Here is a 19,669-nt window from a genome sequence, read left to right on the forward strand (position 1 = left end):
GGCGATGGACAACAGGTTGATATTCCTGTACCACCTCTTTATCGTTTGAGCAATGGAGGGACGCAGAAGGATAGAAGAAGCGTGCGATTGGTTGTGCACGTCCAAGCAGTTAGGCTGATAAGTAGGCAAATCCGCTTATCGTGAAGGCTGAGCTGTGATGGGGAAGCTCCTTATGGAGCGAAGTCTTTGATTCCCCGCTGCCAAGAAAAGCTTCTAGCGAGATAAAAGGTGCCTGTACCGCAAACCGACACAGGTAGGCGAGGAGAGAATCCTAAGGTGTGCGAGAGAACTCTGGTTAAGGAACTCGGCAAAATGACCCCGTAACTTCGGGAGAAGGGGTGCTTTCTTAACGGAAAGCCGCAGTGAATAGGCCCAAGCGACTGTTTAGCAAAAACACAGGTCTCTGCGAAGCCGTAAGGCGAAGTATAGGGGCTGACACCTGCCCGGTGCTGGAAGGTTAAGGAGAGGGGTTAGCGTAAGCGAAGCTCTGAACTGAAGCCCCAGTAAACGGCGGCCGTAACTATAACGGTCCTAAGGTAGCGAAATTCCTTGTCGGGTAAGTTCCGACCCGCACGAAAGGTGTAACGATTTGGGCACTGTCTCAACCAGAGACTCGGTGAAATTATAGTACCTGTGAAGATGCAGGTTACCCGCGACAGGACGGAAAGACCCCGTGGAGCTTTACTGTAGCCTGATATTGAATTTTGGTACATTTTGTACAGGATAGGCGGGAGCCATTGAAACCGGAGCGCTAGCTTCGGTGGAGGCGCTGGTGGGATACCGCCCTGAATGTATTGAAATTCTAACCTACGGGTCTTATCGACCAGGAGACAGTGTCAGGTGGGCAGTTTGACTGGGGCGGTCGCCTCCTAAAGTGTAACGGAGGCGCCCAAAGGTTCCCTCAGAATGGTTGGAAATCATTCGTAGAGTGCAAAGGCATAAGGGAGCTTGACTGCGAGACCTACAAGTCGAGCAGGGACGAAAGTCGGGCTTAGTGATCCGGTGGTTCCGCATGGAAGGGCCATCGCTCAACGGATAAAAGCTACCCCGGGATAACAGGCTTATCTCCCCCAAGAGTCCACATCGACGGGGAGGTTTGGCACCTCGATGTCGGCTCATCGCATCCTGGGGCTGTAGTCGGTCCCAAGGGTTGGGCTGTTCGCCCATTAAAGCGGTACGCGAGCTGGGTTCAGAACGTCGTGAGACAGTTCGGTCCCTATCCGTCGTGGGCGTAGGAAATTTGAGAGGAGCTGTCCTTAGTACGAGAGGACCGGGATGGACGCACCGCTGGTGTACCAGTTGTTCTGCCAAGGGCATAGCTGGGTAGCTATGTGCGGAAGGGATAAGTGCTGAAAGCATCTAAGCATGAAGCCCCCCTCAAGATGAGATTTCCCATAGCGTAAGCTAGTAAGATCCCTGAAAGATGATCAGGTTGATAGGTTCGAGGTGGAAGCATGGTGACATGTGGAGCTGACGAATACTAATAGATCGAGGACTTAACCATATAATATGTAGCAATGTTATCTAGTTTTGAGAGAACATAAAAAACTTGTTGACTTTTAAAGAAAATAAGTTATAATAATGATTGTCTCAAAAGAATAATGTCTGGTAATGATGGCAGAGAGGTCACACCCGTTCCCATACCGAACACGGAAGTTAAGCTCTCTAGCGCCGATGGTAGTTGGGACCTTGTCCCTGTGAGAGTAGGACGTTGCCAGGCAATATTATTCCGCAGTAGCTCAGCGGTAGAGCTATCGGCTGTTAACCGATCGGTCGTAGGTTCGATTCCTACCTGCGGAGCCATTGGAGAGCTGTCCGAGTTGGCCGAAGGAGCACGATTGGAAATCGTGTATACGTCACAAGCGTATCAAGGGTTCGAATCCCTTGCTCTCCGCCATAGGATTTATAATATTTGGCCCGTTGGTCAAGTGGTTAAGACACCGCCCTTTCACGGCGGTAACACGGGTTCGAATCCCGTACGGGTCACCACTTTTGGAGGATTAGCTCAGCTGGGAGAGCACCTGCCTTACAAGCAGGGGGTCGGCGGTTCGATCCCGTCATCCTCCACCATATAAATTATATGAATAGTATTATCGCGGGGTGGAGCAGCACGGTAGCTCGTCGGGCTCATAACCCGAAGGTCGCAGGTTCAAATCCTGTCCCCGCAACCAAATGGTCCCGTGGTGTAGTGGTTAACATGCCTGCCTGTCACGCAGGAGATCGCCGGTTCGACCTGGTCGGGACCGCCATTTTAATAAGGCTCGGTAGCTCAGTCGGTAGAGCAGAGGACTGAAAATCCTCGTGTCGGCGGTTCGATTCCGTCCCGAGCCACCATTTATCTTAATAATATACGCCGGCTTAGCTCAATTGGTAGAGCAACTGACTTGTAATCAGTAGGTTGGGGGTTCAAGTCCTCTAGCCGGCACCATGTAAGTTTCGGAGGGGTAGCGAAGTGGCTAAACGCGGCGGACTGTAAATCCGCTCCTTCGGGTTCGGCAGTTCGAATCTGCCCCCCTCCACCATTTACATAGGGGCATAGTTTAAAGGTAGAACTGAGGTCTCCAAAACCTCCAGTGTGGGTTCGATTCCTACTGCCCCTGCCAAATATATTTACACAACATGGCGGTTGTGGCGAAGTGGTTAACGCACCGGATTGTGGCTCCGGCATTCGTGGGTTCGATTCCCATCAGTCGCCCCATTTTTATTTTTAAAATTACAAATAATTTAATTGATACTTACATATAATTAAGTAAGAATTCGATGGGCTATAGCCAAGCGGTAAGGCAACGGACTTTGACTCCGTCATGCGCTGGTTCGAATCCAGCTAGCCCAGCCATTTTTGCGGAAGTAGTTCAGTGGTAGAATACAACCTTGCCAAGGTTGGGGTCGCGGGTTCGAATCCCGTCTTCCGCTCCAATAAAATTTAACATGGCGGCATAGCCAAGTGGTAAGGCAGAGGTCTGCAAAACCTTTACCACCGGTTCAAATCCGGTTGCCGCCTTTCTTTTGTGCCGATGTGGCGGAATTGGCAGACGCGCACGACTCAAAATCGTGTTCCTTCGGGAGTGTCGGTTCGACCCCGACCATCGGTATCATGAACGGCGAAAAAAACTCTATACAATTAGTATAGAGTTTTTTTGTATTTTCTTTTCATTATATGACAAAATAAGTACAAAAAGTGTACGGTGAGTAGACTGCGAAACATTAAAAGGATAAAAACAAACATTCATTTTTATCCTTTTAATTGTGATATTCTATAAAACTCCAGCAAAATATTGTATATACAATATTCCCTTCGAGCACTCTAGAGAGAATTTCTCCACCCGGGTGACATGAAGTTAAATCCGACAGCACCAGTAGATATTAGTACATTATCAACGGTTAAGTTTGTAATTTCTAAAAACCTCTTTTTAAACTCTTCTTTGTTGTACTTGTACATAGTTGAGTGGCACGCCCACATGTGCGTTGAAGTACTCAACCAATCTCCTAATTCCTTTAATTCAGGAAATGATTCAAATTGAATTGGTTCATCTAATTTCATGAATCTCACTTGATAGATAGTTGGGTTTAGCTTTTCTCCTATCCCTTTAAGACCATGTGCTTTTTTCTCATTTGAATGTGTCATAATTACTCTCCCCTATGTTTTCTTCAAATTTTTTCCTATTTTAATTATACAGCAATAGAAAGTAATTAAGGAAATATTATGGGAATCGGTGATGTAAAAAGACTCTAACAGAAATGTTAGAGTCTTTTTTGTTAAATTATGTTACCTGATTCTAAAATTCGTAATAAACGTAGGAATTCATGTATAATATAACTTGCGGATAGAACAAAATGATAGTAATTTATATTATGTCTGTAATATGAATCAAAAATGAACTTTTTATATTTCTTTTAAAAATGTGTTGAATACACGTTATATTTTATATTAATATTTTTATGTAGATTTAAAACGGGAAAGAGAGTGGAAAGTATGGGTCGTAAATGGAATAATATTAAAGAAAAAAAAGCATCAAAAGATGCAAATACAAGCCGTATATACGCGAAATTTGGACGTGAGATTTATGTGGCAGCAAAACAAGGCGAGCCAGATCCAGAATCAAACCAAGCGCTTAGAGTTGTATTAGAACGTGCGAAAACATACAACGTACCAAGAACAATTATTGATCGTGCAGTTGAAAAGGCAAAAGGCGGTTCAGAAGAAAATTATGACGAGCTTCGTTATGAAGGATTCGGACCAAACGGATCTATGGTAATTGTAGATACACTTACAAATAACGTAAACCGTACTGCAGCAGATGTACGAGCTGCATTCAGCAAAAACAGTGGTAACATGGGTGTAAACGGTTCTGTAGCTTACATGTTTGATGCGACAGCTGTTATCGGTCTTGAAGGTAAAACATCAGATGAAGTTCTTGAAATTTTAATGGAAGCAGATGTTGATGCACGTGACATTCTAGAAGAAGAAGATTCTGTTATCGTGTATGCTGAACCTGATCAATTCCATTCCGTACAATCTGCACTTAAAGATGCTGGTGTTGAAGAATTCACAGTTGCAGAATTAACAATGCTTGCACAAAGTGATGTAGAACTTCCTGAAGATGCTCAAGTACAATTTGAAAAAATGGTTGATGCATTAGAAGATTTAGAAGATGTGCAACAAGTTTACCACAACGTAGACTTAGGAGAATAATACGATAGAAGCCCTGCCCGTTTAACGGATAGGGGCTTTTTTTATGAAGTTAATTAAGTTGATGAATTAGTAAAGGTATTTTGTTGTAGACAGGGAATATGCTTATAGGGATATATGAAATAATCATTATTTCTAGGAGGTTTAATATGGAACATAAAACACCAAAGCATATTGTTGCTGTAGCAGGTTATTTAACAAATGAAAAAGATGAAGTGTTATTAGCTAAAGTACATTGGCGATCGGATACGTGGGAGTTGCCAGGAGGACAGGTGGAAGAAGGAGAAGCGCTCGATCAAGCAGTTTGTAGGGAAATGTTTGAGGAAACGGGTTTAACGGTGAAGCCTATTGGAATTACAGGGGTTTATTATAATGCCTCTATGCATATTTTGGCTGTTGTTTTTAAAGTGGCATATGTGAGCGGTGAAATAAAAATTCAACCTGAAGAAATACAAGAGGCTAAATTTGTTGCTTTAAATGAAGAGAACATAGATGAGTATATAACGCGTCCTCATATGAAATCCAGAACGCTTGATGCGATGAGAGCAACACATTGTATTCCGTACGAAACGTGGGAAGTGCAGCCGTATAATTTAATAGGTAGATTGTAAAGAAAAGAGTAGCCGGTTTGAGATACAATCAAATCACTACTCTTTTTTGTATACTGTTTAAGAAAAAGGTCAAAATAATAATAGTGCTAGTGTTGATTTTTAGAACGTTTGTTCTGTATAATGTATGATATATTGTATACATTTAGATTACTAGATACTTACAAATATATATATTTGTAGATGATATAATGAAAATAGGGTGTTTTAATAGGAGAGTATAGGCTTAAGGTATACTCTGCTATTGGTTTAGCATAATCTATATTCAATATTTCAGATGAATAGTAGATAAAAAAAGACTGTGATACAATACTTTTTTATACCTTACAATGATGTAAGGTATGTGTAAGAGAAATCGATGGGATGTTTTTTTACAACAAGGTATTCTTAAAGTAAGAGTTATATGCTGTGTGGAAAAGAGGTGTTCAAGATGAAAGAACGAGTATTATCTAGGGTGAACTATCATCAAAAAGTTGCATTAAATCCAATGACTAAATTCTTTTATAAAGCCATTATTTTATTATTATTGTTAAGTTGTACATTATTATTCGTTGGAAATGTAATGATCGAGCAAAGTGATATTAGTAAATTACATGTACCGGCTAAGTTAGAGGTGCCCGAATCATTAACACATGCATTTATTGCGACAGAAGATAAAAGGTTTTATCATCATAACGGTTTAGATTATATAGCGATTGTCAGAGCGTCTGTTGAGAATATAAAGGCTGGTGGTGTTGTGCAAGGCGGAAGCACAATTACACAGCAGTTATCCAAAAATGCTTTTTTAACGAATGAACGTACATTTTCTCGTAAGTGGAAAGAGATTTTCTATACGAAAAAAATTGAACGTACATTTACGAAGGATGAAATTTTAAAATTGTATGTAAGTAATATTTATTACGGAGAAGGAGCATGGGGAATTGAAAAAGCGGCAAACCTTTACTTCGGTAAAAAGGTGGACCAATTAACGCTGGCTGAAAGTGCAATGATGGCTGCTGTAGTAAAAGCACCTGCTTATTACTCACCTGCACAAAATTATGATAAGGCCGTAGAGAGACGAAATGTCGTTTTGAGATTGATGGAGAAGGAAGGCTATATCAATCATGATGAGTATGTGCAAGCAGTTAGTGAGAAATTAGTAATTCGTCATGATATAAAAACAGAGCAGTCGATGTTAAATAATGCACGTGAAAAAGCAGTAAGCTAAGTGAAGTTCCTACATAGGAGCTTCTTTTTTTTGAATAAATTGTGACAAATTGTGACACAATATCGTCACAATTATTGTATTTTTGTAATTTATGTGAGCGTGTTCATTGCGTGACGTATATAAGTGTTGATATTATGTGTAGTGTGTACAATGCTGTATACAGAATATGAATTTAAAGAGGAATGTATATGAAATCAAATAAACTCATGGCTCTTGGTGTAGTTTTTTCTATCGCAGTATTGATTGTAATCGGAACAATTGCGTATAGCATCATAAATGACAAAAAAGATAAAGGGAATGAGATGTTTGCTTATTCCACACAACAATCTTTAGGGAAAGATGATGCACCAGTTAAGGTAGTTGAATTTGGAGACTTCAAATGTCCTGCGTGTCGTACTTGGGATGTAACAGTATTACCACGATTAAAAGAAGAGTATATTGATAAAGGTAAAGTGCAGTTATATTTTATTAACTTCCCGTTCATCGGAAAAGACTCTGATTTAGGCGCAGCAGCTGGTGAGGCAATTTATAAACAAGATCAAGATTCATTCTGGACTTTCTATGATGAGATTTATCAAAGTCAAAAGAAAGATACGGAAGAATGGATTACAGAAGAATTACTTCTTAACATTGTGAAAGAGAAGCTTCCGAAAGTTGATGTAGAACAATTTAAGAAAGATTTACACAGTAAAGAAATAAAAGAAAAAGTACGTAAAGATTCAGATCGTGCTCAAAAATTAAAAGTTCAAGGTGCTCCTTCAGTATACATAAACGGAAATCTTGCAAACCCTGATTTCGATAGTATGAAGAAGGCGATTGATAAAGAATTGAAAAAGTGATGAGCTACTCATCACTTTTTCGACTTTTTTCGATAAAATTCTTGCTTCCGTTTTTTTTACATGCTATACTACCTTACATAAGTTATTCTAATATCTTATATTTATTTCATATTTGCGGGTGTAGTTTAGTGGTAAAACAAGAGCCTTCCAAGCTCTGGTCGAGAGTTCGATTCTCTTCACCCGCTCCAAATTTTATTAAATGTTTTTCTATAAATTGTTATCAACGCAGTGTTTCGTTTCTAAGATAAACGAGGCATTGCGTTTTTTAATGTTTGAAAAGCATAATTGTATGCGAAAATAAAAGTAAAGAATAGTATTCCAAAAGTGAATTGCTAACCAATATAGTCGTTACATAAGAGATGGATTCATCTGAGGAGGCGATTAAGAATGGATTTTGAACAATTAAAGCAAGATGTCATTGCGTATAGTAAAACAATTGGTATAGATAAAATAGGCTTTGCTAGTGCTTCACCATTTGAGGAATTAAAGCAGAGGTTAATCCAGCAACAACAATTAAATTATCAATCGGGATTTGAAGAGTCTGATATAGAAAAAAGAACGAACCCACAGCTTCTACTACCTGGTGCAAAATCAATTATTGCGATTGCATTAGCGTATCCTTCAAAATTAAAAAATGCACCATTAAGTAAGCGTGGAGAACGCCGGGGGATTTTTTGTCGTGCCTCTTGGGGACAAGATTATCATCTTGTTTTACGAGATCGTTTGCAAAAATTAGAAGCATACTTAATCGAAAAACTTCCCGAGATAGAAGTTAAGTCAATGGTTGATACGGGTGAATTAAGTGATCGAGCTGTTTCGGAGCGTGCCGGCATTGGATGGAGCGGTAAGAATTGCGCTATTATTACACCTGAATTTGGTTCGTATGTATATTTAGGAGAAATCATTACAAACGTTCCGTTCCCACCAGACCAGCCAATAGAAGATCAATGTGGAAGTTGTACAAAATGTATTGATATTTGTCCTACAGGTGCTTTAATACAAGGAGGACAGTTAGACTCGAAGAAATGTATTGCATTTTTAACACAGACGAAAGGGTTCCTACCGGAAGAATATCGCGAAAAAATAGGTAATCGTATTTATGGATGTGATACGTGTCAGACTGTTTGTCCGAAAAATAAAGGAATGGATTTTCATAACCACCCTGAGATGGAACCAGATCCTGAGTTAGTTAAGCCCTTATTAACACCACTTTTAACAATTAGTAATCGTGATTTTAAAGAGAAATATGGAATTATGTCTGGTTCATGGAGAGGTAAAAAGCCGTTGCAACGAAATGCAATTTTGGCACTTGCGCATTTTAAAGAGGCATCAGCAATTCCTGATTTAATTGGTGTTATGAAAGACGATCCAAGACCGGTACTTCGCGGAACAGCAGCATGGGCACTTGGGAAAATTGGTGGAGATGGCGTGGGCGAAGCTATTGAAAAAGCGATGCAACGTGAGAAAGATGAAGAGGTTCTTCATGAAATGAATCGCGGCCTTGAATTGTTAGCTCAGAAAAAAGAGTAGATAATATCTCCCTTTTTCATATTGTAATATGGGAGGGAGACGAAATGGTTGTAAAAATAAATATTGAAAAGCAAGTACAACAATTTTTAGCATATGTAACAGAGAAACGAACAAATGTAGATGGTATTGCTGAAGATTTATTACAAGTAGCACAGAGAAAGAAACAATTGTTTCAAAAGCGTAATGCAGAGATAGTGAAAGCAACTGCGGATGTTTCTTTCATGAGACAATTAAATAATAGCAATCATCAAGAAATTGATTATCAAATACATTTTAAATATTTAATTAAGCATAAAGAATTATTTTATATCGAAGAGGAACAACTAAAACGAAGAGTTTGTTTAAATAATAGCCGGGTAATAGGTGATTATGCTATTGAAGTGCCAGAAGCAGTTGGAATGAGTGAGACGTTAGAAAGGGAAGTTACAAAAGAGAAGTACGGTTCCTATCAGTACAACCGTTTAGAGGCAGTTAAATATGCAGAGCGTTGGTGGGATGATCGAAATCCTGTATATCGTAATTTCCCTGATAATTGTACGAATTTTATTTCTCAATGTCTTCATACTGGAGAAGTACCAATGAATGGATATCCTAATATTCGTAAAGGATGGTGGCAAAGGGAGAATCAGTGGAGTTGGAGCTGGGCTGTCGCACACTCTTTTTATTGGTATTTGTCAGGTGCTACAACTGGGCTTCGAGCAGAAGCAGTAGAAAGACCAGAGGACCTTATTCTTGGTGATGTCATTGCTTATGATTTCGAGGATGATGGTAGGTGGAATCATACGACGATTGTAGTAGCCAAAGACGCAGATGGTATGCCACTTGTGAATGCACATTCAGCAAATAGCCGTCGGCGTTATTGGAACTATGAAGATTCTAGTAAATATACACCACAAATGAAATATAAATTCTTTCACATTATTAATGGGTAGAGATTTTTCGCTCAAGTGGTATAATACGTAGTAGACAAAAAACAGAGGTGAATATCGCGTGGGAGTACATGTTGTTTTATATCAACCAGAAATTCCAGCAAATACAGGGAATATTGCTCGTACTTGTGCAGCAACTGGAACAGAATTACATTTGATTAGACCGCTTGGATTTTCAACGGATGATAAAATGTTAAAGCGTGCAGGATTAGATTATTGGCAGCACGTGAAAGTTACGTATTATGATTCAATTGAAGAATTTTATGAGAAAAATAAAGACGGTGAATTCTTCTATTTAACAAAGTATGGCGAGAAAGCTCATACAGCGTTTGATTATAGCAAACGTGAGAAGGATTACTATTTTGTATTTGGAAGAGAAACAAACGGCTTACCAGCTAATGTAATCGAAGAAAATTTCGATCATTGTTTACGTATTCCAATGACTGATAAAGTGCGCTCATTAAATTTATCTAATACAGCAGCTATTTTAATTTATGAAGCATTCCGTCAACAAAATTATCCGGGATTAGATTTAGAAATTGTTTATTAAAAGTCGCCATATGGCGACTTTTTTTCTAAAAATAAAAATAATATGTAATCATACATTTAAAAAAGGGTACATATTCATATAGAATGGGATATATGAATAAAAATAGATTAGACGGGTTGAGATAAATATGAAGGAACAATATAATAATCAAAATACCTTTTTAAGTATGATAGATATGGATTTAATAAGAAGAGGACTATTACATGCTATTCAAGATTTAGTATTTATTGTGAAAGTTATGGATGAGGAAACCTTTAAATATATTTATGTAAATAAGATAGGTATGGATTATGCGAAGCTAAGCGAAGAATGTTATGGAAAAACGTTTGCTGAAGTATTATCAGAAGATACGGCGGAAATATTACAAGTGCAATATGCAAAAGTAGCGAGCGAAGCGAAAGCACATACCTTTTGTGATGTAGTTAGTTTACCAAAGGGTGAGTTACATTATGAATCTTCACTTAATCCTGTATTCGACGAAGAAGGAGTATGTCAGTTTATTATTTGTATTACGAGGGATATCACAGCTCAGATTGAGGAAAAGGCAGAGATAGAGGAAAAACAAATGTTGTTTAAGTCGTTATTAGAATATAATAATGACTCCATTATATCTATGGATTCTATAGGTAGAATTACATATGCAAATCCAGCAACGTATGAAATATTTGGATATCGATATGAAGAATTACATAATAAATTTATTTTTGAATTTATTAATAAAGAATATGAAAAAGATTTTCAAATTATATTTAAAGGAGCCCTGCAAGGAAGGGCAAAACAAATTGTTTCAAAGAAATATGTTCATAAAGAAGGGTACGAGCTCTATATTTCTTTGAGAACTATTCCGATTATTGTGAACGCCGAAATTGTTGGGGTATATATTGTTACGAGGGATGTTACAAGACAAGTATTGAATGAAATGCGAACAGAATATTTAGCTTATTATGACCAATTAACGGGATTAATGAATAGAATTTCATGTGCAAATAAGTTAAATGTTTTTTTTAATGATAATACAGAGTTTGCGCTTGTTTTTATAGATTTAGATGAATTTCACCTTATTAATGATACTTTTGGTCATAAAGAAGGAGATAAAGTATTACAAAAAGTTACAGAATGTTTAAGCAGTTTTCAAATAGACGGTATGCACTTATTTAGAGAACACGATGATCAATTTGTTATGTTAATAGAAAATATAACGAAAGAACGTGTAGAGATAGTTGCAAAAAGAATACTAAAAAAGATTAGTGAACATTTTGTAATCGAAGAAGAGGACGTCTATTTAAGTGCGTCAATCGGAATTGTAATGGCTCCAACAGATGGAGAGGATGAAAAAATATTATTCCAAAGAGTTGATGCTGCTTTGGAAAAAGCAAAAGAAAAAGGAAAAGGGCATTATCAGTTTTATTGCAGTGGATTAGATTGTGAGCGTGAACAAAGATTTATAATAGAAAACCAATTGCATCGGGCTATAGAAAAAAATGAATTCTGCTTGTATTATCAGCCACAAATGAATATTGAAACGAAAAAAATAGCGAGTATGGAAGCTTTAATAAGGTGGGAGAATAAAGAATTGGGATTTGTCTCTCCCAATCAATTTATTCCGCTAGCAGAAAGAACAGGATTTATTATTAAGCTTGATGAATGGGTAGTAAATGAAGTGTGTCGGCAAATAAGTGAATGGTTAAATAAAGGATATGAAGTTGTCCCGATTGCAGTTAATATTTCAGCCAGGCACTTTCGCTCGATTACATTAATAGAGATGATTACACGGGCTTTACATAAGTACAATGTACCAGCTCATCTATTAGCGATAGAGGTTACAGAAGGGGCCCTTATGCATAAAGACATATCAAAAAGAGTATTGCTACAATTAAAAGAACAAAATTTAAAGATTCATTTAGATGATTTTGGGACGGGATATTCATCTTTAAGTTATTTAAAAACGTATCCAATTGATACGTTGAAAATCGATCGTTCTTTTATGGAAGGTATACATGTGGATGAACGTGATACGAATATTACAGCTGCAATTATTCATTTGGCTCATACTTTGGAATTGAATGTAATTGCAGAAGGTGTAGAAAAAGCGGAACAAATACAATTTTTGAAGGAAAAGAATGTGAAGTTTGTGCAAGGTTATTATTATAGCCGACCTTTATCAAAATATGATGTGGAAAATGTGTATTATAAATGATTGATAAAAAAAGTGATGTGCTAAGAAGCACATCACTTTTTATGTGTACCGGGTTTATCATTGTAACCAGATGTGAAAATAGCTGTAAGAAATGTGAGTGATACACCTAAAATTAATAATAATTTCATACTAATATCCCTCCTATTTTTCAGTTTACGAATCTTAAATATGAATCAAAATGTATGTAAGGTTCTTGGAAGAAAAGAATTTATTTAAAATGAATAGAGGTGTAAAAACTTTAATACCTATATTATACAGAATTTTCTTTGAATTTTGGAGAGAATTTTATAGCAATACTGTATATTTCATTTTGATTTAAAGAATGTTTAAGGACATCCTAGCATACCTTTTATAATAATCCGATTGAACAAGGAGATGGGGGAGGAGCTATAATGGATATTCTAAAAAAGATTGAACAGCATCGAGCAGCAGAAGAACGGTTACAATGGGAAGGTACGTTTGCGGAGTATTTGGAGCTTGTGAAGGAAAGACCATGGGTGGCTCAAACAGCACACTCTCGCATTTACAATATGATAAAAGATGCTGGAATCGAAGAAGTAGATGGTAGAAGAAAGTATAACTTCTTTAGTAATCAGCTATTTGGATTAGAGGATGCTTTAGAACGTCTTGTGGAGGAATATTTTCATCCATCTGCAAAACGATTAGATGTTAGAAAACGTATTTTATTATTAATGGGTCCTGTTAGTGGAGGGAAATCAACATTAGTTACGATGTTGAAACGAGGATTAGAAACATATTCACGAACAGATCGAGGAGCAATTTTTGCAATTAAAGGCTGCCCAATGCATGAAGATCCACTTCATTTAATTCCGCATCATTTACGGGATGATTTCTTTGGTGAGTATGGAGTTAGAATTGAAGGGAATTTATCGCCACTAAACGTAATGCGTCTAGAGCAAGAATATGGTTCAAGAATTGAGGATGTAGTTGTAGAGCGTATTTTCTTCTCGGAAGATCGCCGTACAGGGATTGGTACATTTAGCCCGTCTGATCCTAAATCACAAGATATCGCCGATTTAACAGGTAGTCTGGACTTTTCAACAATCGCAGAATATGGTTCAGAATCAGATCCACGAGCGTATCGCTTCGATGGAGAATTGAATAAGGCAAACCGTGGGATGATGGAATTCCAAGAGATGCTAAAATGCGACGAGAAGTTTTTATGGCATTTATTATCGCTTACGCAAGAAGGGAATTTCAAAGCGGGAAGATTTGCGCTTATTTCAGCAGATGAATTAATTGTAGCGCATACGAATGAAACGGAGTATCGTTCCTTCATAGCAAACAAGAAAAATGAAGCATTGCACTCAAGAATTATTGTAATGCCAGTTCCATACAATTTACGAGTTAGTGAAGAAGAACATATTTATGAAAAAATGATTCGTGAAAGTGATGTATCCAATGTGCATATTGCACCGCACACACTTCGCGTTGCAGCAATGTTTACGATTTTAACGCGTTTAAAAGATCCGAAGCGTCCGGATATTGATTTAATTAAAAAGATGCGTTTATATGATGGAGAAACGGTAGAAGGTTATAATGCGATTGATGTAGAGGAGCTGCAACGTGAATATCAAGATGAAGGTATGAGAGGTATTGATCCTCGTTATGTTATTAATCGAATTTCCTCTACAATTATTCGAAAAGAGGTACCATCTATTAACGCATTAGATGTACTTAGATCGCTCAAAGACGGGTTGGATCAGCATCCGTCAATTAGTAATGAAGATCGAGAGCGTTATATGAATTTCATCTCATTAGCGAGAAAAGAATATGATGAAATTGCGAAGAAAGAAGTACAAAAAGCATTCGTGTATTCATATGAAGAATCAGCGAAGACACTTATGGATAATTACTTAGATAACGTTGAAGCATATTGCAATAAATCGAAATTACGTGATCCATTAACAGGTGAAGAAATGAGTCCAGATGAAAAGCTAATGCGCTCAATTGAAGAGCAAATTGGAATTTCAGAAAATGCTAAGAAAGCATTCCGTGAAGAAATTTTAATTCGCATTTCTGCTTATGCGCGTAAAGGAAAACGCTTTGATTATAATTCACATGAGCGTCTTCGTGAAGCGATTCAGAAAAAACTATTTGCTGATTTAAAAGATATAGTGAAAATTACAACATCAACGAAAACGCCAGACGAAAATCAGCTTAAGAAAATCAATGATGTTGTTGCACGCTTAATTGATGAGCACGGCTATAATTCCTCATCTGCGAATGAATTATTACGCTATGTAGGTAGTCTGCTAAACCGATAGTTTGATAACAAAACGCTGTCTCTTGTATTTTGCGGGACAGCGTTTTATTATCCATTTATATGTGTAAAGTGTCATACCTTGTCCAAATGTAATAAATTAAGATGCAATTTCATGAATTTATTGTCAATTATTTTTACAATATGCATATGATAGAGTAACCAACCATTCATACGAAAAAAGCCAACACAATACAATATGTTGCAAAGTGTAAATGTGTGCAACTATGCATTGTGTTTCTTTCTTATCAACGGCTGAATATTTCTTTCTAGTATGTGAGTGGCAAAATTTTGTTTAGGATGCTCGGAGTATTATATGAAAAACGTTATATATGTTTATGGGATGAATTTCGATGGGCAGTTATCTTTCATTCTAGCTTGCACAGTATAAAACAAAATTTCTAGCTTACTGTTCATAGGGGAAGACAATTACAGTAAGGAGGGAAAGAAATGGGTGAAGAAAACCAACCAAATTATACGATTTCACAGGAAAACTGGTCCCTCCATCGCAAAGGATATGACGACCAACAACGCCATCAAGAAAAAGTACAAGAGGCAATTAAGAATAATTTACCCGATCTTGTAACAGAAGAAAGCATAGTTATGTCTAATGGTAAGGATGTTGTAAAAATACCGATTCGTTCTTTAGATGAATATAAGATTAGGTACAATTATGATAAAAACAAACACGTTGGGCAAGGAAATGGTGACAGCAAAGTTGGTGATGTCGTTGCGAGAGATGGATCAGGTGGTCAAAAGCAAAAAGGACCAGGAAAAGGGCAAGGAGCAGGGGATACGGCTGGAGAAGATTATTATGAAGCTGAAGTCTCTATTCTAGAATTAGAGCAAGCGTTTTTCAAAGAATTAGAGCTGCCTAATTTAAAGAGAAAAGAAATAGATGAAAACCGGATTGAACATGTTGAATTTAATGACATTAGAAAGACTGGATTATGGGGAAATATCGATAAGAAACGAACGATGATATCCGCATATAAACGAAATGCGATGCGTGGTAAAGCCTCTTTTCATCCGATTCACCAAGAAGATTTAAAGTTCCGTACTTGGAATGAAGTATTAAAGCCAGATTCAAAAGCTGTTGTATTAGCGATGATGGATACGAGTGGATCGATGGGAATATGGGAGAAATATATGGCACGTAGCTTCTTTTTCTGGATGACAAGATTTCTACGAACGAAGTATGAAACGGTAGATATTGAGTTTATTGCTCATCATACGGAGGCGAAAGTCGTTACAGAGGAAGAGTTTTTCTCAAAAGGAGAAAGTGGCGGAACGATCTGTTCTTCTGTATACAAAAAAGCACTCGAGCTAATTGATAATAAATACTCACCAGACCGCTATAATATTTATCCATTCCATTTTTCAGACGGTGATAATTTAACATCAGATAATGCTAGATGTGTAAAACTTGTTGAAGAGTTAATGAAGAAGTGTAATATGTTTGGATATGGGGAAGTGAACCAGTACAACCGCCATAGTACCCTCATGTCAGCCTATAAAAATATTAAAGATGAGAATTTTAGATATTATATTTTAAAGCAAAAAGCAGACGTATTCCATGCGATGAAGAGCTTTTTTAAAGAAGAATCCGGAGAAAAAATGGCATAACCCCCTTAAAAAGGGGTTATTTTTTTGTTGACAATGATAATGAAAATCATTATCATTTATTCGAGATATGATTACATTTAGATTTATATATTTCGGAGGAGATGTAAAGTTGAAAAAAAATAAAAGAAAACATATAAATGCGATGTTAGTGGCGGCAGCTTTAGCGCTACCGTTTGCTGCGTATTCAACACCTGCTTTAGCAGCGGTAGCAATTGAGGCTAATAAAAAGGGATATGCTTTAGAAGATGGTACATATGATGCTGTTATGAAAGCATATAAAGATAAAACGAATGAGGAGTCTATGGCAACTGTTTATATAAAGAATCCTAAATTAACGATTGAGAATGGAAAGAAAATTGTAACGGCAACGTTAAGTGATAGTGATTTCTTCAAATACTTGAAAACAGAAGATATTCATACTCCTGGTGTGTTTCATGATGTAAAAGTAATATCAGAAGATAAAAAGAAAAATGGAACGAAAGTGATTCAGTTTGAAGTAGGAGAATTAGGAAAAAGATATAATATGCAAATGCATATTTATATTCCGACAATGGCCTATGATAATAAATATCAAGTGCAGTTTGAAGTAAATGCTTTAAATTTAGAAAATAATGTTCCAGAAAAGCAAAAAGAAAATAAAGAGGATAAAGTGGATCAACAAGATGAAAATGCAAATGTAATAGTTGATAAGAAATTACAACAGCATATTAATAAATATAATTTAGAGAGAAAAAATATAAATGAACCTATAACGAAGGAAGATTTATTACAAATTAAAATATTATCCATATACTCAGGTGAGGGGATAAATGAAATAGCTGGTTTAGAATATATGACAAACTTAGAGAAGTTGACATTAAGAGAGTCTAATGTAACAGACATATCTGTTATCTCGGGATTGAGACATTTGAAATATTTAGATTTATCCTCTAATCCAATTGAAAGTATTCAACCCGTTTCTAAGCTAGAGAATCTTGACATGCTCTTTTTAAGAGATAACAAAATTGCAGATCTTACACCGTTAAGCCAAATGAAAAAGATTAAAATATTAGATTTAATTGGTAATAATATAAAGGATCTTACACCATTATTTACAGTGTTATCGTTAGAAGAAGTATACTTAGCAAATAATCAAATTAGTAATCTTTCGGGTATTGAGAAGTTAAAGAATGTGAAACTACTATGGATAGGAAATAATAAAATTAGTGATGTTGAGCCTATTAGTAAAATGAGTAATCTTATTGAACTAGAAATTGCTGATAGTGAAATAAAAGATATATCATCATTATCTAAATTAGTAAAAATACAAGTATTGAATTTAGAAGAGAATTATATCTCTGATATATCGCCACTGAGTAATTTAACAAATTTACATGAGGTAAATCTTGGAGCGAATGAAATTTCTGACATAAAGTCTGTTGAGGAATTGGGTAAGCGAACTTCAATAGATATTCAAAGACAAAAAATCTTTTTAGATGAAGCAAGCGTAGATGAAGAAATAAAAATTCCAGTATACAATTTTAAAGGAGAGCCACTTCAAAATATTAAATTGAAAAATGAAGGGGCTACGCTGAGTAACGGATTTATAAAATGGAATAGTCCTGGAGAAAAAATATATGAATTTAAACTAGATACGAATCCTGCTGAAAGTAAAATAAGGTTTAATGGGATGGTCGTACAGAATATAGTTGAAAAACAAAAAGAAAGTGAAAATTTGATTCTTGATAAAACTTTACAACAACATATTAATAAAGAGAATTTAGGTAGAGAGAATTTAAACACTCCTATCACAAAAGAAGATTTATTACAGATTAAAAAATTAGAGATACTTAAAGAAAAAGAAAAAGAGATAAAAGATATAACCGGTTTAGAGTACATGACGAACTTAGAAAACCTCACTTTAGAAGGAGTAGGCCTGAAAAATATTGAGTTCATCTCAAACTTGAAACAATTGAACGATGTAAATGTATCTCATAATCAAATTGAAGATGTAACACCGTTATCTTCATTGAAAAATTTACAATGGTTAAATCTTACAGATAATCGTATTAAAGATGTAACGGTTCTTGGCTCAATGTTAGACTTACTTAGTTTAAAATTAGCTGAAAATGAGATTCGTGATGTAAGGCCGTTAATACAATTAGGTCAGTGGGGAACAATTGATGTTAGAAGGCAAAAGGTCATTTTGGATGCTGCAGAAATAAATAAAGAAGTGACAATTCCTGTATATAATTTAGAAGGAGAGCCAATTGAAAAGATTACACTAAAGAGTGAAGGTGGAACGCTTACTGATGAGGGAATCATTTGGAATACTTTAGGAGAAAAAATATATGAATTTGATTTAGATGCAGATCATTATGAGACTGGCATATTATATAGTGGCATTGTCATGCAGAATATAGTAGAAAAATTAATACCGAAAGAAGAAGTAAAAGAACCAACGAAAGAAGTTGAAGAAGCGAAAGAAGAAGTAAAAGAACCAACGAAAGAAGTTGAAGAAGCGAAAGAAGAAGTAAAAGAACCAACAAAAGAAGTTGAAGAAACAAAAGAAGAAGTGAAAGAACCGGTAAAAGAAGTTGAAGAAACAAAAGAAGAAGTGAAAGAACCGGTAAAAGAAGTTGAAGAAACAAAAGAAGAAGTGAAAGAGCCGGTAAAAGAAGTTGAAGAAACAAAAGAAGAAGTAAAAGAGCCAACGAAAGAAGTTGAAGAAGTAAAAGAATCAGCAACAGGATTGGATCAAGAGCCAAAAGAGAATAATCAAGTTGTTGAAAAAGAGGGAAGAAAAGCAGACACATTAAATAAACAACATACTAATAAGTCAGAGGAAGGCAAGAAATCTTTACCATCAACAGGCGGTGAAGCTAGCACATCGACTTTACTTTCTGGAATAACACTTGTTCTTTCCACCCTAAGTATGTTCGTATTTAGAAAGAGATTATTTAAGAAATAAATAACGTTTAATCTTATTATTAGATATAACTAATTTTTGCTTTTTCGAGAGGACATTATCATGGCAGTTTCATTAGAAACATGCATATGATGATGTCTTTTTTTATGAGAGAAGGATATTGCTGGGCATTTCTAAGTGTATTAGAAATGGAAGAAAGCAGATTATTGGCGGGAGATAAAGGTTGATTTGTTCACGATATATACAAATTGTAGGAAGAAATAATATGAAATATTGCATTTTATATTGTTGTATCTAGATT

12 protein-coding genes, 16 tRNA genes and 2 rRNA genes (1 of these 30 running past the window's edge) are annotated in these 19,669 nt (G+C 36.2%); 29 read left to right on the forward strand and 1 reads right to left on the reverse strand.

Annotated elements, in window-relative coordinates:
- The 17 genes from MKX31_RS00970 to MKX31_RS01050 form a co-directional block, all read left to right on the forward strand.
- Positions 1-1,504: ribosomal RNA gene (locus MKX31_RS00970) — 23S ribosomal RNA — on the forward strand; it begins 1,413 nt to the left of the window's first position.
- A 100-nt stretch (positions 1,505-1,604) separates the two neighbouring features.
- Positions 1,605-1,720: ribosomal RNA gene (gene rrf, locus MKX31_RS00975) — 5S ribosomal RNA — on the forward strand.
- An 8-nt stretch (positions 1,721-1,728) separates the two neighbouring features.
- Positions 1,729-1,803: transfer RNA gene (locus MKX31_RS00980), tRNA-Asn, on the forward strand.
- 2 nt (positions 1,804-1,805) lie between these two features.
- Positions 1,806-1,897: transfer RNA gene (locus tag MKX31_RS00985), tRNA-Ser, on the forward strand.
- Between the two features lie 17 nt (positions 1,898-1,914).
- Positions 1,915-1,989 (forward strand) — tRNA-Glu (locus tag MKX31_RS00990).
- 5 nt (positions 1,990-1,994) lie between these two features.
- Positions 1,995-2,070 (forward strand) — tRNA-Val (locus tag MKX31_RS00995).
- A 24-nt stretch (positions 2,071-2,094) separates the two neighbouring features.
- Positions 2,095-2,171 (forward strand) — tRNA-Met (locus MKX31_RS01000).
- A 3-nt stretch (positions 2,172-2,174) separates the two neighbouring features.
- A tRNA-Asp gene (locus tag MKX31_RS01005) sits at positions 2,175-2,249 on the forward strand.
- A 9-nt stretch (positions 2,250-2,258) separates the two neighbouring features.
- Positions 2,259-2,334, forward strand: a tRNA-Phe gene (locus tag MKX31_RS01010).
- An 18-nt stretch (positions 2,335-2,352) separates the two neighbouring features.
- A tRNA-Thr gene (locus tag MKX31_RS01015) sits at positions 2,353-2,428 on the forward strand.
- A 10-nt stretch (positions 2,429-2,438) separates the two neighbouring features.
- Positions 2,439-2,522 (forward strand) — tRNA-Tyr (locus tag MKX31_RS01020).
- Between the two features lie 7 nt (positions 2,523-2,529).
- Positions 2,530-2,603 (forward strand) — tRNA-Trp (locus tag MKX31_RS01025).
- A gap of 19 nt (positions 2,604-2,622) precedes the next feature.
- Positions 2,623-2,698 (forward strand) — tRNA-His (locus MKX31_RS01030).
- A gap of 63 nt (positions 2,699-2,761) precedes the next feature.
- Positions 2,762-2,836, forward strand: a tRNA-Gln gene (locus tag MKX31_RS01035).
- Positions 2,837-2,841: 5 nt separating this feature from the next.
- Positions 2,842-2,916, forward strand: a tRNA-Gly gene (locus MKX31_RS01040).
- 14 nt (positions 2,917-2,930) lie between these two features.
- A tRNA-Cys gene (locus tag MKX31_RS01045) sits at positions 2,931-3,001 on the forward strand.
- Positions 3,002-3,010: 9 nt separating this feature from the next.
- Positions 3,011-3,092, forward strand: a tRNA-Leu gene (locus tag MKX31_RS01050).
- A 212-nt stretch (positions 3,093-3,304) separates the two neighbouring features.
- On the opposite strand, the gene MKX31_RS01055 is transcribed toward MKX31_RS01050, so the two are convergent.
- Positions 3,305-3,625: a DUF3884 family protein gene (locus MKX31_RS01055; RefSeq protein WP_064477163.1), complete on the reverse strand. Its 321-nt coding sequence runs from the start codon at positions 3,623-3,625 to the stop codon at positions 3,305-3,307.
- Between the two features lie 348 nt (positions 3,626-3,973).
- Between MKX31_RS01055 and MKX31_RS01060 the strand changes: the two genes are divergently transcribed.
- From MKX31_RS01060 to MKX31_RS01115, 12 genes are all read left to right on the forward strand, one after another.
- A complete protein-coding gene (locus MKX31_RS01060) occupies positions 3,974-4,693 on the forward strand; it encodes a YebC/PmpR family DNA-binding transcriptional regulator (protein WP_000532975.1) in 720 nt (239 codons plus the stop codon).
- Between the two features lie 146 nt (positions 4,694-4,839).
- On the forward strand, positions 4,840-5,301 hold the full coding sequence (locus tag MKX31_RS01065) for an NUDIX hydrolase (protein WP_064477162.1): 462 nt from the start codon (positions 4,840-4,842) through the stop codon (positions 5,299-5,301).
- A 427-nt stretch (positions 5,302-5,728) separates the two neighbouring features.
- The gene (locus MKX31_RS01070; RefSeq protein WP_000664702.1) at positions 5,729-6,505 is read left to right on the forward strand and encodes a transglycosylase domain-containing protein; all 777 of its coding nucleotides are present in this window, start codon (positions 5,729-5,731) and stop codon (positions 6,503-6,505) included.
- A gap of 188 nt (positions 6,506-6,693) precedes the next feature.
- Positions 6,694-7,344, forward strand: a complete 651-nt coding sequence (locus MKX31_RS01075) for a DsbA family protein (RefSeq protein ID WP_064477161.1) — start codon at positions 6,694-6,696, stop codon at positions 7,342-7,344.
- Positions 7,345-7,458: 114 nt separating this feature from the next.
- Positions 7,459-7,532, forward strand: a tRNA-Gly gene (locus tag MKX31_RS01080).
- 199 nt (positions 7,533-7,731) lie between these two features.
- The gene (queG, locus tag MKX31_RS01085) at positions 7,732-8,874 is read left to right on the forward strand and encodes a tRNA epoxyqueuosine(34) reductase QueG (protein WP_064477160.1); all 1,143 of its coding nucleotides are present in this window, start codon (positions 7,732-7,734) and stop codon (positions 8,872-8,874) included.
- 44 nt (positions 8,875-8,918) lie between these two features.
- A complete protein-coding gene (locus MKX31_RS01090; RefSeq protein WP_064477159.1) occupies positions 8,919-9,806 on the forward strand; it encodes an amidase domain-containing protein in 888 nt (295 codons plus the stop codon).
- Between the two features lie 58 nt (positions 9,807-9,864).
- The gene (gene trmL, locus MKX31_RS01095; RefSeq protein WP_000538149.1) at positions 9,865-10,353 is read left to right on the forward strand and encodes a tRNA (uridine(34)/cytosine(34)/5-carboxymethylaminomethyluridine(34)-2'-O)-methyltransferase TrmL; all 489 of its coding nucleotides are present in this window, start codon (positions 9,865-9,867) and stop codon (positions 10,351-10,353) included.
- A 127-nt stretch (positions 10,354-10,480) separates the two neighbouring features.
- Positions 10,481-12,550 carry a sensor domain-containing protein gene (locus tag MKX31_RS01100; protein ID WP_098103511.1) on the forward strand — a complete coding sequence of 690 codons (2,070 nt, stop codon included), beginning with the start codon at positions 10,481-10,483 and terminating at the stop codon, positions 12,548-12,550.
- Positions 12,551-12,942: 392 nt separating this feature from the next.
- Positions 12,943-14,838 carry a PrkA family serine protein kinase gene (locus tag MKX31_RS01105; RefSeq protein ID WP_000353275.1) on the forward strand — a complete coding sequence of 632 codons (1,896 nt, stop codon included), beginning with the start codon at positions 12,943-12,945 and terminating at the stop codon, positions 14,836-14,838.
- Positions 14,839-15,284: 446 nt separating this feature from the next.
- Positions 15,285-16,460 carry a sporulation protein YhbH gene (yhbH, locus tag MKX31_RS01110; RefSeq protein WP_064477157.1) on the forward strand — a complete coding sequence of 392 codons (1,176 nt, stop codon included), beginning with the start codon at positions 15,285-15,287 and terminating at the stop codon, positions 16,458-16,460.
- Positions 16,461-16,569: 109 nt separating this feature from the next.
- On the forward strand, positions 16,570-19,410 hold the full coding sequence (locus MKX31_RS01115; protein ID WP_340979742.1) for a leucine-rich repeat domain-containing protein: 2,841 nt from the start codon (positions 16,570-16,572) through the stop codon (positions 19,408-19,410).
- Positions 19,411-19,669 lie beyond the last annotated feature (259 nt).

Source organism: Bacillus sp. FSL M8-0063 (assembly GCF_038005545.1).
GTDB lineage: Bacteria > Bacillota > Bacilli > Bacillales > Bacillaceae_G > Bacillus_A > Bacillus_A wiedmannii.

Bases quoted from the DNA above. Each gene is read 5' to 3' on its own strand.
- MKX31_RS01075 (WP_064477161.1), top strand. From the start codon at position 6,694: ATGAAATCAAATAAACTCATGGCTCTTGGTGTAGTTTTTTCTATCGCA.
- MKX31_RS01090 (WP_064477159.1), top strand. From the start codon at position 8,919: ATGGTTGTAAAAATAAATATTGAAAAGCAAGTACAACAATTTTTAGCA.
- MKX31_RS01065 (WP_064477162.1), top strand. From the start codon at position 4,840: ATGGAACATAAAACACCAAAGCATATTGTTGCTGTAGCAGGTTATTTA.
- MKX31_RS01055 (WP_064477163.1), bottom strand. From the start codon at position 3,625: ATGACACATTCAAATGAGAAAAAAGCACATGGTCTTAAAGGGATAGGA.
- MKX31_RS01070 (WP_000664702.1), top strand. From the start codon at position 5,729: ATGAAAGAACGAGTATTATCTAGGGTGAACTATCATCAAAAAGTTGCA.
- MKX31_RS01105 (WP_000353275.1), top strand. From the start codon at position 12,943: ATGGATATTCTAAAAAAGATTGAACAGCATCGAGCAGCAGAAGAACGG.
- queG (WP_064477160.1), top strand. From the start codon at position 7,732: ATGGATTTTGAACAATTAAAGCAAGATGTCATTGCGTATAGTAAAACA.
- MKX31_RS01060 (WP_000532975.1), top strand. From the start codon at position 3,974: ATGGGTCGTAAATGGAATAATATTAAAGAAAAAAAAGCATCAAAAGAT.
- MKX31_RS01100 (WP_098103511.1), top strand. From the start codon at position 10,481: ATGAAGGAACAATATAATAATCAAAATACCTTTTTAAGTATGATAGAT.
- yhbH (WP_064477157.1), top strand. From the start codon at position 15,285: ATGGGTGAAGAAAACCAACCAAATTATACGATTTCACAGGAAAACTGG.